Raw genomic sequence first — 14,215 nt, 5'->3', positions numbered from 1 at the left:
CAGCTCCACCTCTGCGGATAACCGAGCGCACGCCGAATTCACCGACGTCCGATCGAAGACTGTCCCTGGGGGTTGGATGTTTCCGGATGTCTCTGCGAGGCAGCCCGGGGCTGAGGCTAGGACCCCGGATCGCCGCCCGGAACCCCTAGCGCTCCCCTACGGAAGGGGCTGATCAGGCCGTCCCAGCTGGGAATCTATGAACTTCAGCAGCTCGTCGTCGGAGTCCCCGGCCGGGGACTCCGACAGCGGCTCGGGCGCCTGGGCGCCCCCCGCTTCCAGCGCGGACAGCAGCGAGCGGAGTTTGATCCGCAGTTTGGCGCCGGTGAGCGCGTCCGGGGTGGAGTCGGCGAGCCGCCGCTCTATCTCTTCGAGTTCTTCGAGTACCGAACGAGAATTGTTCGGGACCATTTGAATACGCAGATGTGTCGCGAGTGCGGCGGGGGTGGGGTGGTCGAAGACCAGCGTCGCGGGGCACCGCAATCCGGTCGACATATTCACCCGATTGCGCAACTCGACGGCCGTGACCGAGTCGAAGCCGATTTCCTTGAACGCGCGGCTCGCCGGGATGTTCTCGGTACTGGGAATGCCGAGCACGGCCGCGATGTGGCCCCGCAGCAGGTCCACGAGCTCGCGGTCGGCCTCCTCGGCGGACAGGGTGACCAGACGGTCGCGCAGCGCGGCGGTGGCGTCGCTCTCCTCGGCCTGGTCCGCGCCACGGGCGGCGGTGGCTTCCAGTTCGGTGAACAGGCGGCTGGGCCGGGCCAGGCCGAACGCGGGCAGGAACCGGGCCCAGTCGACGTCCGCGACGACCAGCGACGGAAGCGCGGTGGCCAGTTCCTCCACGGCCCGGCCTGGGTCCAGGGGCCGTATGCCGACCCGGAGCAGCGAACCGTCCGCTGCCGCCGTCTCGGCGATCCCACCGCCCGCCCACGGCGACCAGGCGATGGCCGTGGCGGGCCGCCCCAGGGCGCGGCGCCGGCCGGCGAACGCGTCGAGGAAGGCGTCGGCGGCCGCGTAGGCGGGGTGGCGCGCGGTGCCCCACACTCCGGCGACGGACGAGAAGACGACGAAGGCGTCCAGCTCGGCGTCGGCCAGGAGCTCGTCCAGGAGGAGCGCTCCGGTGACGCGGGCGCCCGTCACCGCCGCGATCTCGGCCGGCGTCAGGTCGGCGAGGGGGGTCTCCTGGGCGACGCCAGCCGCGTGCACGACCGCAGTGAGGTCGGCAGGGAGTCCGGCGACGAGGGAGGTCACCTGGTCCCGGTCGGTGAGGTCGCAGGCGACGACGGTCACATGTACGCCGATGTCGGCCAGCTCGGCTCGTAGCGTGTCGGAGCCGGGGGCGTCCTGGCCCCGGCGGCCGGCCAGAACCACGCCGGTCGCGCCGTTGCGGGCGGCCCAGCGGGCGACGTGCCCGCCCAGCGCGCCGGTGCCGCCGGTGATCAGCACGGTGCCGCGCGGACACCAGCCGCCGCCGGCCGACGCGGGGGGCGTGGGCCGCAGGCGCCGCGCCCAGGCCTGCCCGTCGCGGAGCGCTATCTGGTCCTCTCCGGCGGCGCCTGCGAGCACTGCGGCGAGCCCGTCCGCCTCGGCGAGCACCGCCGCGAGCCCGTCTGTCTCAGGAAGCACCACAGGGACCCCGTCCGCGTCAGCGAGCACCGCCGCGAGCCCGTCCGTGCCGGTGGCCAGCAGATCGACCAGGCCGCCCCACCGCTCGGGGTGTTCGAGTGCCGCCACCCGGCCGAGGCCCCAGACCTGGGCCTGCGCGGGGCTGCGTACCGGGTCGGTACCGGCCTCCACCGCGCCGTTGGTGACGATCCACAGCGGAGCGACCACGCCGTCCAACGCCTGCAGCAGGGTGACGGTGTCCGCCAGGCCACGGGGTACGCCCGGGTGGTCGGGGTGCGGACGCTCGTCGAGCGCCAGCAGCGACACGACGCCGGCGAGGTCGTCCGGCGGGGCTTCGCCGGGGCCGGCGGTCACCACCTCCGCTCCGGCCGACGCCAGTTGCTCCGTCACAGCCCGGACGACCGGCTCGGCGCCGGTGGGCGTGACAATCAGCCAGCGGCCGGTGAGCCGGGCACCGCCGCCGAGCGGCACCGGGGCCCAGCCGAGGGTGTGGCGCAGTCCCGCGCCCGGGGTGGGGATGGGCTCGCCCGCGTCGCTCGGCGAGAGCCAGTACCGGCGGTGCTGGAAGGGGTAGGTGGGCAGGTCGGGCAGCCAGCGGCCCCCTTCGAGCCAGCTCCGCCAGTCGACGTCGACGCCCCGGACCCACGCCTCGCCCAGGGCCCGGACCTGCGCGGCCGGACCGTCCTCGCCCCGCCGCAACGTCCCCCACACCCCCGCATCCGGGGCAGACTGCTCCAACGCCAACGCCAGCACCGGATGCCCCGACACCTCCGCGAACAACCGGAACCCACCCTCGGCAGCCAGCCCCTCCACCACCGGCGCGAACCGCACCTGCTCCCGCAGATTCGACCACCAGTACCCCGCGTCCACAGGCTCGGTAACCCGCTCACCCGTCACCGTCGAATACCACGGAATCACCGGCACCACGCCCTCGACGCCCGCCAGCGCGGCCAGAACCGCCTCTCGTACCGGCTCCACCTGCGACGAGTGCGACGCGTACCCCACCTCCACCAGCCGCGCCCGCACACCGCGCTCCTCACACCACGGCACGAACGCCTCCAGCAAGGACCGCTCCCCCGCCACCACCACCTGCGACGGAGAATTCACCGCAGCCACCACCAGCCCCGCCCACTCCGGCCCGGCCAACCACCCCGCCACCTCGTCAGCAGCCGCGCCGACCGACGCCATCCCCCCACTCCCGTCCAGATCCACCAGCGCCTGCGAGCGGGCCGCCACCACACGGGCGCCGTCCCGCACCGACAACGCCCCCGCCACGACCGCGGCCACCACTTCCCCCTGCGAATGCCCCACCACCGCCGCGGGGACAACCCCGTACGAAGCCCACCACGCCGTCAGCGCCACCCCCACCGCCCACAACACCGGCTGCACCACCTCCACCCGCGTCAGCCACTCGTCCCTCCCGCGCAGGACGGCCTCCACGGAGAATCCGACGTGCGGCCACAGCGCCGCGTCGCACTCCCGCAACCGCTCCGCGAACGCCAGCGAATCCAGCAGCCCCACCGCCATCCCCAACCACTGCCCACCCTGACCCGCGTAGACGAACACCACATCGGTGCCCAGGACCGAAGCGGACAGCGGTGCCAGTCCGTTCGCGGCCGCGTCCAGGCCGTCGAGGTCCCAGGCCATCGCGCGTTCGGCCAGCCCGGCCCGGGTGGCCAGCGTGGCCCCGACGTCGAGCAGGGAGGCGCCGTCGGCGACGAAGTCCCGCAGCGCCGCGGCCTGGGTCCGTACGGCGCCGGTGTCGGCGCCGGAGAGCAGCAGCGGCACGGGGCGGCCTGGCGCCGGTTCCCGCTCGGGCGGCGCGTCCAGGGCCCTTTCAGGCGCCTCCGGCGCCTGTTCGAGAATGACATGCACGTTCGTACCGCTGACTCCGAACGCCGACACCCCGGCGCGGCGCGGTCGCCCGCTCTCCGGCCAGGGCCGGGCCTCGGTGAGCAGTTCGACGCCGCCGAGCGCCCAGTCCACGTGCGGGGAGGGCTCATCGACGTGGAGTGTCCTGGGCAGCGCGCCGTGCCGCAGCGCCAGGACCATCTTCATCAGCCCGGCCACGCCGGCCGCTGCCTGGGTGTGCCCGATGTTCGACTTGACCGACCCGAGCCAGAGCGGCTCGCCGGTGCGGCCGGTGCCGTAGGTGGCCAGCAGCGCGTTGGCCTCTATCGGGTCGCCGAGCGTGGTGCCGGTGCCGTGCGCCTCGACGGCGTCGATGTCGGCGGGGTCGAGCCGGGCGTCGGCAAGCGCCTGACGGATGACCTTCTGCTGGGATGGGCCGCTCGGCGCGGTGAGGCCGTTGGAGGCACCGTCCTGGTTCACCGCGCTGCCCCGCACCACCGCGAGGACCGGGTGGCCGAGTCGCCGGGCATCGGACAGGCGCTCGACCAGCACCACGCCCACGCCTTCCGACCAGCCGGTGCCGTCGGCCGCGGCGGCGAAGGACTTGCACCGTCCGTCGACGGCGAGGCCGCCCTTCCGGCTGAACTCGACGAAGGGGCCGGGCGTCGACATGATCGTGACCCCGCCGACCAGCGCCAGGTCGCACTCTCCGTTGCGCAGCGCCTGCACGGCCAGGTGCAGCGCGACCAGCGACGAGGAGCACCCGGTGTCGACGGTCATCGCGGGGCCTTCGAGGCCGAAGGTGTACGAGATCCGGCCGGACAGGACGCTGCCCGCGTTGCCGGTGCCGAGGTGGCCCTCGAGCGCGGTGGGGAAGACGCCCATCGACCACAGGTAGTCCGAGCCATTGGTACCGGCGAACATGCCGGTGCGAGTGCCGCGCAGGCCGAGCGGATCCAGGCCGGCCCGCTCGAACGCCTCCCACGCGCACTCCAGCAGCAGCCGCTGCTGCGGGTCCATGGCGACGGCCTCGCGCGGTGTGATCCCGAACAGCCGGGCGTCGAAGCCGGCGACGTCGCCGAGAAAGCCGCCCTCGCTGGTGTAGGTGGTGCCGCGGACGGCCGAGTCGGAGTTGAACAGGTCTCCGAGGTACCAGCCACGGTCGGTGGGGAACGGTGACATCGCGTCGACGCCGTCGGCCAGCAGTCGCCACAGGTCGTCCGAGGAGCCGACGCCGCCGGGGAAGCGGCAGCTCATCGCGGTGATGGCCAGCGGCTCGTCGTGCGCGGCCGTGCTCGCGGTGACGGTCACGGTGGCGGCGGGGACGGGGGCCGCGCCGACCCGGGAGAGCAGGTGCGCGGCGAGCGCGGCGGCGTTGGGGTGGTCGAAGACGAGTGTGGCCTGCAGCGGGAGCCCGGTCTCGGCCCGCAGCCGGTTGCGCAGGTCCACCGCGGTGAGCGAGTCGAAGCCGAGGTCGCGGAAGGAGCGGTGGGGCGCGATGTCGTCGCTGGAGGCGTGGCCGAGTACGGCGGCGGCGCCGGCCCGGACGAATTCGAGGACGACCCGCTCCTGCTCGGCGGCGGACAGGCCGGCGAGGCGGGCGGCGAGACCGGCGCCGTCTCCGGCGGGCTCCGCGGCCTGGGCGAGCGTGTCCCGGGCGGCGGGTATGTCGCCGATCAGCGGCCGGGGGCGCTCGGCGGTGAAGAGTTCGGTGAAGCGCGGCCAGTCGATGTCGGCCACGCAGATCGTCGTGTCGTCCTGGGCGACGGCGCGGCGCAGCGCCTCGATCGCGAGCTTCGGTGGCATCTGGACGATGCCGCGCCGACGCAGGTCGGCCCCGACCTCGGCCGCGGCCATGCCGGCCTCGGCCCACGAGCCCCAGGCGATAGCGGTCATCGTGCCGCCGCGGGCCCGGCGCTGCTCGGCGAGCGCGTCCAGGGCGGCGTTGGCGGCCGCGTAGGCGGCGTGCGAATGGCTGCCCCAGACACCGGACATCGAGGAGAAGGTGACGAACGCGTCCACGTCGCCGACCAGGGCGTCCAGGTGCACGGCACCGGCGACCTTCCCGGCGAGCAGGCGCTCCACCAGCGCGACGTCGGTCCGGTCGAAGGACACGTTGGCGCCGACGCCGGCGGCGTGCACGACGGCGTCGACCGTGCCGACATCGGCGAGCAGTGCCTCGACGGCGGCCCGGTCGGTCAGGTCGCAGGCGACGATCTCGATCGCGACGCCGGTCTCGGCCAGTTCGTCGGTGAGCTGCGTGGCCCCGGGGGTGTCGGGGCCGCGCCGACTGGTCAGTACGAGGCGTTCGGCGCCGTTCGCGGCGGCCCAGCGCGCCACCCGGGAGCCGAGCGCGCCGGTGCCGCCGGTGATCAGGACGGTGCCCCGGGGCCGCCAGCCCGCCCCGCCCCTGCGGGGAGGGGCGGGCGTGATGCGGCGGGCCCACAGCCCGCTCGCGCGGATGGCCACCTGGTCCTCGTCGCCGAGGGCACCGGCGAGGACGGCGGTCAGGGTGTCCCCGACGCGGGCGTCCGGCGCCTCGGGCAGGTCGATCAGGCCGCCCCAGCGGTGGGGCATCTCCAGCCCCGCGATCTGGCCCAGGCCCCAGGCCTGGGCCTGGGCGAGGCTGCGCGGGGCGCCGTCGACGCCGGCCGCGCCCCGGGTGAGGAGCCAGGTCGGGGCGTCGATCCCGGCGTCGCCGAGGGCCTGGATCAGCGTCAGGGAACCGGCGACCGCGCGGGAGACCAGGGGATGGTCCGGCATCGGCCGCTCGTCGAGGGCCAGCAGCGACACGACCCCGGTGTACTGCCCTGTGGGCAGGGCGGCGGCCAGTGCGGCCCGGTCGGTGGCGGCGTCCACGACCAGCACCTCGGGGTCGGGGAAGAGGCCGGCCAGGTCCGGCGTGTCCACGCCGTCGGGCCGGACGAGCAGCCACCGGCCCTCCGGTCGCGCCGGTGCGGGCTTCGGGAGCGGGGTCCAGCGGACCGCGTACCGCCAGCTGTCGATCGTGGTGGTCAGTCTCCGCCGTTCCCGCCAGGACGCCAGACCGTCGACCACCGGCTCGACGATGTCGGGGGCCAGGCCGAGTTCGTCGGCGAGGGACTGGGCGCCGGCCTGGACGGCGGTCCAGAACTCCGGGTCGCCGCCCTGGTCGCGCCGCTGTTCCTCGGGCGTCGGCCAGTAGCGGCGGCGCTGGAAGGCGTAGGTCGGCAGGTCGGGGAGCCGGCGTGCGTGAGTGAACCACGGCGACCAGTCGATGCGGGCGCCGCGTACCCAGGCCTCGCCGAGGACGCGGATCTGCCCGGCCGGGCCGTCGTCGCCGCGGCGGAGCGTCCCGAAGACCCCGGCGTCCGGGGCGCACTGCTCCAGTGCCACGGTGAGCACGGGGTGGCCGGAGACCTCGGCGAACAGCTGGTGTCCCGCGTCGGCGAGGCCCTGGACGACCGGTGCGAGCCGCACCTGCTCGCGCAGGTTGGCCCACCAGTAGGCGCCGTCCAGCGGGCCGGTGATCTGCTCGCCGGTGACCGTGGAGTACCAGGGGATGCGCGGTGCCCGGCTGCGTACGTCGGTCAGGCCGTCGAGGATGGCGTCCCGCACCTGCTCGACGTGGGGCGAGTGGGAGGCGTATCCGATCTCGACGATCCGGGCCCGCACGCCCCGCTCCTCGCACCACGGGACGAACGCCTCCAGCCGCGTCCGGTCGCCGGCCACGACGACCTGCGCGGAACCGTTGACCACGGCCACGACGAGGTCGTCCCAGCCGGGTCGGCCCGGGTCCCGGGCCGGGGCCAGCCAGCGCTCGACGTCGGCCGCGGAAGCGCTCACCAGGGCCATCGCGCCCGTGTCGCCGAGGTCGGCCAGCGCCCGGGACCGGGTCGCGACCACCCGTGCGCCGTCCTCGACGGAGAGCGCGCCGGCCACCACGGCGGCGACGGCCTCGCCCTGCGAGTGACCGACCACCGCCGCCGGGGTCAGTCCATACGACTCCCACCACGCGGTGAGGGCCACGCCCACGGCCCACAGCACGGGCTGCACGATCTCCACGCGGGCCAGCCAGTCGTCCGTGCCCCGCAGGACGGCCTCCACCGAGAAGTCGACGTGCGGCCGCAGCGCCGCGTCGCATTCCCGGAGGCGATCGGCGAACGCGGGATGGTCCAGCAGTCCGGCCGCCATGTTCAGCCACTGGCCGCCCTGTCCCGGGTAGACGAAGACCACGTCGGAGGTGTCGACGGCGGTGCCGCCCACGAGCCCGGACTCGACCGTCTCCAGGCTGTCGAGGTCCCACGCCACCGCCCGGTCAGGCAGCGTGGCCCGCCCGGCCAGCGTCGCACCGACCTCCCGCAGCGACGCTCCGCCCGCCGCGAACTCCCGTACGGCAGCGGCCTGGGCGCGCAGCCCGTCCCGGCCGACTGCGGAGAGCAGCAACGGGACCGGCTGCCCGGCGTCGGCCGGCGGCGCGGGTTCCTCGGCCGGATCGCCCTGTTCGAGGATCACGTGGGCGTTCGTGCCGCTCATCCCGAACGACGAGACGGCTGCCCGGCGCGGACGGTCCGCCTCCGGCCAGGGCCGGGCCTCGGTGAGCAGTTCTACGGCGCCGGAGGCCCAGCTCACCTTCGGGGTGGGCTCGTCGACGTGGAGGGTCCTGGGGAGCAGCCCGTGCCGCATGGCCATGACCATCTTGATGATGCCGCCGACGCCCGCGGCGGCCTGGGTGTGCCCGATGTTCGACTTGAGCGAGCCCAGCCACAGCGGCCGGTCGCGGTCCTGGCCGTAGGTGGCCAGCACCGCCTGGGCCTCGATCGGGTCGCCCAGCTCGGTGCCGGTGCCGTGCGCCTCCACGGCGTCGATCTCCTCGGGCGCCAGCCCTGCGTTCGACAGCGCCGCCCGGATGACCCGCCGCTGGGACCGGCCGTTGGGCGCGGTCAGACCGTTGGAGGCGCCGTCCTGGTTCACGGCCGAGCCGCGGACCACGGCCAGCACCGGCCTCCCGGCCGCCCGCGCCGCCGACAGCCGCTCGACGAGCAGCACCCCGGCGCCCTCCCCCCAGCCGGTGCCGTCGGCGGCGGCCGCGAACGACTTGCAGCGGCCGTCGGCGGCCAGGCCGCGCTGCCGGGAGAACTCCAGGAACGTCCCCGGCGTCGACATCACCAGCACGCCGGCGACGAGCGCCTGATCGCACTCGCCGGCCCGCAGTGCCTGCGCCGCCAGGTGCAGCGCGACCAGCGACGAGGAGCACGCGGTGTCCACCGTGACCGCCGGGCCCTCCAGGCCGAAGGTGTACGCCGGCCGGCCGGACAGGACGCTGGAGGCGTTCCCGGTGCCGAGGTGACCTTCCAGCTCACCGGGGTGGTCGCCGAGCAGACCGAGGTAGTCCTGGTCGTTGCTGCCGGTGAAGACGCCGGTGCGGGCGCCGCGCTGGCCCAGCGGGTCCAGTCCGGCCCGTTCGAACGCCTCCCAGGCGCACTCCAGCAGCAGCCGCTGCTGGGGGTCCATCGCGCGGGCCTCGCGCGGGCTGATGCCGAACAGGGACGCGTCGAAGTCCGCGACGTCGTGGAGGAACCCGCCCGCGCGGGCGAAGGAGGTTCCGGACGCGTCGGGGTCGTCGCTGAACAGCGTGATGAGGTCCCAGCCGCGGTCGGCCGGGAAGTCCCCGATGGCGTCCCTGCCCTCGGCGACCAGGCGCCACAGGTCCTCCGGGCCGTGCACTCCGCCGGGGTAGCGGCAGGCCATGCCGACGATCGCCATCGGCTCGGTGGCCTGCTCCTCCGCTTCCCGGTGCTGGCGGCGGATCCGATCGGTCTGCTTCAGCGCGCTGCGCAGGGCCTTGATCAGCTGCTCGTCCGGCTGGGTCATGGTTCTCTCCGCTCGTCGGGCCGGGTCAGGGGTCGTCGGGACTGCCGACGTCGGGGGTTCGAGGGCTGGTGCGTAGCCGGCGACGGTGTGGGGCGCAGGCGCAGGGGCGCCCTAGCGGTTCGGCGGCGTCGGGCGGGCAGGGGATCAGGTGGCCGGTCGGCACGGCGTCAGGCGGACTGGGCGTCAGGTGCACCGGCCGTCGCCGCATCGGGCGGACGAGGCGTCAGGAGTACCGGTTGTCGGGTTCCGCGAGCGCGCTCGTCAGCCCCCGTCCGGGGCGGTGCCGCCCAGCGCGAGCTTCATCAAGTCGTCGACGTCCATCGCGTCGAGGTCGCCAGTGGGTTCGGCGGCGTCCGGCCGCGGCCGTCCGGGCTCGGTCGGTGCCAGCCGGAGCAGCCGGGGCAGCAGCCCGGACTCCCGCAGCCGGGCGAGAGGGATCGCGGCCAGCGCCGCGCGGATCTCGGCGTCGGGCAGGTCCACTGCCTCCTCGGCGGGTACGAGCGTCTCCTTCAGATGCCCTGCGAGTTGCTCGGCGTTCGGGTGGTCGAAGACGAGCGTGGGTGAGAGCGGCAGCCCGGTGGCGGCGGTCAACCGGTCGTGGAGCTGTACGGCGGTGAGGGAGTCGAAGCCGAGTTCGCTGAACGCGCGGCCGGGCGCCACCGCGGTTCCCGACGCGTGCCCGAGCACGGCGGCCACCTCGTCCCGGACCAGACGCAGCAGGATCCGGTCCCGTTCGGCCGGGTCGGCGTCGACCAGCCGTGCGGCCAGTTCGTCCCATGCCGCCGGCCGGTCGCGTGGCGTGTCGGGTCGCCCGTCCGGGAACAGATCGGTGAGCAGCGGCCGGGAGCGCGCGGTGGAGAACACCGCAGCGAACCGCGCCCAGTCCACGTCGGCCACGGTCACCAGCACGTCGTCCACGCCGACCGCGACGCCGAGGGCGTCCAGCGCCCCGGCCGGCGCCATGGGCGTGAGCCCGCGCCGCCGCAGCCGGTCCGCGATCCGGTCGTCGGCCGCCATGCCGATCCGGGCCCAGGGCCCCCAGGCGATCGCCGTCCCGGGTCTGCCCTGCGCCCGGCGCCGCGCGATGAGCGATGCGACGGCGGCGTTCGCCGCCGCGTAGGCGGCCTGTTCCGCGCTGCCCCAGACACCGGCGATCGAGGAGAAGACGATCAGCGGTACGTCCGGCAGCAGCTCGTCGAGGTGGACCGCGCCGTCCACCTTGCCGGCCGCCACGGCACGCAGGTGCTCAGCGTCCTCGTCGGCCAGCGGCACGTCCTGGCTGACACCGGCCGCGTGCACGACGGCGTGCACATCGCCGACATCGGCGAGCAGTGCCTCGACCGCCGACCGGTCGGACAGGTCGCAGGCGTGCGCCTCCGCCACGGGCAGTTCGGCGAGCAGTTCTCGCGCACCGGGGGCGGCGGCACCCCGGCGGGAGACCAGCACCAGCCGCCGTACGCCCTGCGCCGCGGCCCACCGGGCGACTTCGGCGCCCAGGCCGCCGGTGCCACCGGTGATGAGCACGGTTCCATCCGGACGCCAGCGCAGGGCGCCGGCCGGTACGGGGGCGGGGACCAGCCTCCGCAGCTTCGGGCCGGCCGCGCGGAGGGCGATCTGGTCCTCGGTACCGAGCCCGCCGGCCAGTACGGCGACGAGCCGGGCCGCCACCGTCGCGTCGAACCGTTCGGGCAGGTCGACCAGCCCGCCCCAGCGGTCGGGTTCCTCCAGGCCGAAGACCCGGGCCAGTCCCCAGACCGCCGCCGGGTCGAGGTCGGGCGCCGGGTCGTCCGGCCCGGTGGACACCGCGCGTGTGGTGAGGAACCAGTGCGGTGCCGTCAGGCCGAGCCGGGTGATCGCGAGGGCCGCGGCCGGGGTCGACACCGCGGCCAGCACGCCGTCGAGGGCCGGTCCCGGCTCGCTGACCACCTCGGCGCCGGCGTCCCGCAGGGCCCCGGCGAAAGCGCCGTCGTCCTCGCCCAGCACGAGCCAGGTACCGGTCAGGGGCGTCGCGGGCGGTTCGGCGGCCGGCCGCCACTCGACGCGGTACCGCCATCGCTCGGTGCCAGGCCGTTCCGTGGGCAGCGCGTCCAGCCAGAACCGCCGCCGGTGGAAGGCGTACGTCGGGAGGTCGACGCGGTGCGCGCCCGGGAGCACCGCGGTCCACTCGACCGGGGATCCTTGGGCGAACAGGGCGGCCAGTGCGGTGAGCGCGGTGGTGGGCTCCTCCCGGGTCCCGCGCAGCGTCGGCACGCTCACGGCGTCCGGCCGCAGCTGCCGGGTCAGCGCGGTGAGGACGGCGTCCGGTCCGAGTTCCACGAACCTGCCGACCCCGTCCAGCGCGCCGACCGCGTCGGCGAACCGGACCGGCCGACGGATCTGCTCGACCCAGTACTCGGGGTCGCTCCACTGGCCGGGCTGGACAGGGCGACCGGTGACCGTGGAGACGGCCGGGATCGTCGGCTCGGCGAGACTCAACGTCTCCACGACTGCCCGGAACTCGGCGAGCATCGGCTCCATCAGACGCGAGTGGAAGGCGTGGCCGGTCCGCAGGCGGCTGGTCTTCCAGCCCCGCCCGTCCGCGAGCGCCGCCGCCCGCTCCACCGCGTCCGCCTCTCCTGCGACCACGACCGCCGCCGGGCCGTTCACCGCAGCGATGTCGATCTCCAGTTCGCCGAACGCCGCTCTCGTCTCGGCCTCCGTGGCGCCTACCGCGAGCATCGCGCCACCGGCGGGAAGGGCCTGCATGAGGCGGCCTCGGGCGGTGACGAGTCGGGCCGCGTCCGCGAGCGAGAGCACCCCGGCCAGGTGCGCCGCCGCGATCTCCCCGATCGAGTGGCCGACCAGGACGTCGGCTCGTACGCCCCAGTGCGAGAGCAGGGCGTGCAGCGCCACCTCGACAGCGAAGATCGCCGGCTGGGCGTACTCGGTCCGGTGGACGAGGTCATCGTCGTCGAGCACGGCGGCCAGCGGCCGGTCCAGGTGCGGGTCGAGCGCGGCGGCGACCGTGGCCAGCGCGTCCGCGAACACCGGGAACTCTGCGGCGAGTTCCGCTCCCATGGCTGACCGTTGCGAGCCCTGCCCGGTGAAGAGGAACGCCTGCTTCCCGCGCGCCGCGACCCCCTCGACCACGCCCTCGCCCCGGCCCTCGGCGGCCCAGGCGGTCAGGGCGTCGGCGGCCTGCTCCGTGCCGCCGTCGCCGCTGCCGGTGCGCTGCCTGAGGAACACGGCCCGGTGCGGCAGCGCGGCCCGCAGCGTGGTCGACCAGGCCACATCGGCCAGGGACTCGGTCGGGTGCTCCCGCAGGTACCGGCCGAGCCGCCCGGCCTGCCGGCGCAGGGCGTCGGCATCCGGCCCGGTGACCACCAGCGGGGCCGTCCGACCGGGCACCGAAGCGGAGGTCACCGCAGCGGCCGGGGGTTCCTCCACGATGACGTGCGCGTTGGTCCCGCTGATCCCGAACGACGACACCGCCGCCCGGCGCGGACGCTGGAGCCCCGGCCACGGCCGCGCCGAGGTGAGCAGCTCGACGTTCCCGGCCGCCCAGTCGACCTTGGGCGTCGGCCGGTCGACGTGCAGCGTCCTGGGCAGCACGCCGTGCCGCATGGCCAGGACCATCTTGATGATCCCGGCCGCGCCGGCCGCCGCCTGGGTGTGCCCGAGGTTCGACTTGACCGACCCCAGCCAAAGGGGCTCGCCGGAACGGTCCTGCCCGTAGGTTGCCAGGAGCGCCTGCGCCTCGATGGGGTCGCCGAGGGTGGTGCCGGTGCCGTGCGCCTCTACGGCGTCCACTTCCTGCGGGGTCAGGCCGGCGTTCGCCAGGGCGGCCCGGATGACCCGCTGCTGCGCCGGGCCGTTCGGCGCCGTCAGCCCGCTGGACGCGCCGTCCTGGTTCACCGCCGTACCCCGGACCACCGCCAGGACCGGGTGCCCGGCGCGTTGCGCGTCGGACAGCCGCTCGACCAGCAGCATTCCGGCGCCCTCGGCCCAGCCGGTGCCGTCGGCCGCCGCCGCGAACGACTTGCAGCGGCCGTCGGCGGCAAGACCGCGCTGCCGGGAGAACCCGATGAACGTGTCCGGAGTGGCCATCACCGCGGCCCCGCCGGCCAGCGCCAGGTCGCACTCCCCCGCCTGCAGCGCGCGGGCCGCAAGGTGCAGCGCGACCAGCGACGAGGAACACGCTGTGTCCACGGTCAGCGCCGGCCCCTCCAGCCCGAGCGTGTAGGCGATCCGCCCGGAGGCGACGCTGCCGGAGTTGCCGGTCCCGAGATACGCCTCGACCTCGTCCGGCACATCGAGCAGGCGCGCGGCGTAGTCGTGGTACATCAGCCCGACGTAGACGCCGGTGCGGCTGCCGCGCAGGCCGAGCGGGCCGATCCCGGCACGCTCCAGCGCCTCCCACGCCGTCTCCATCAGCAGTCGCTGCTGCGGGTCCATGGCGAGCGCTTCCCGCGGCGAGATGCCGAACAGGTCCGGGTCGAAGTCGGCGGCGTCGTAGAGAAACCCGCCCTCGCGGGCGTACGACGTGCCGGGGTGGTCGGGGTCCGGGTGGTAGAGCCCGTCGACGTCCCAGCCTCGGTCGGTCGGGAACAGCCCCATGCCGTCCCGGCCCTCGGCGACGAGGTTCCACAGCTCGTCCGGGGTGGTGACCCCGCCGGGGTAGCGGCAGGCCATGCCGACGACGGCGACCGGCTCGGGCGTCGCGGCCTCGGCCTCCGCCAGCCGTTTGCGGGTCTGGTGGAGGTCGGCGGTCACCCGCTTCAGGTAGTCCCGGAGTTTCTGCTCACTCGACGACACCAGCGCGTCACCTCACTCCGGTGGTCACCGGGATCGCGGGGTGGGGCAGGCGCCGCGGACCGGCGGCACCGTCCCGGACACTAGGAGCGAC

Annotated in this window: 2 protein-coding genes; both read right to left on the bottom strand. The window is 75.0% G+C overall.

What is annotated here, in order from left to right:
* Window positions 1-156: 156 nt before the first annotated feature.
* On the bottom strand, window positions 157-9,330 hold the full coding sequence (locus Q4V64_RS44520; protein WP_303714368.1) for a type I polyketide synthase: 9,174 nt from the start codon (window positions 9,328-9,330) through the stop codon (window positions 157-159).
* A gap of 261 nt (window positions 9,331-9,591) precedes the next feature.
* On the bottom strand, window positions 9,592-14,124 hold the full coding sequence (locus tag Q4V64_RS44515) for a type I polyketide synthase (protein ID WP_124445906.1): 4,533 nt from the start codon (window positions 14,122-14,124) through the stop codon (window positions 9,592-9,594).
* Window positions 14,125-14,215: the final 91 nt, after the last annotated feature.

Source organism: Streptomyces sp. NL15-2K, assembly GCF_030551255.1.
Taxonomy (GTDB): Bacteria; Actinomycetota; Actinomycetes; order Streptomycetales; family Streptomycetaceae; genus Streptomyces.
The sequence above is the reverse complement of the archived record's forward strand: the minus strand, read 5'-3'. Positions and strand labels throughout refer to the sequence as shown.

Coding starts and splice junctions, on each gene's coding strand:
- Q4V64_RS44520 (WP_303714368.1), bottom strand. CDS start 9,330: ATGACCCAGCCGGACGAGCAGCTGATCAAGGCCCTGCGCAGCGCGCTG.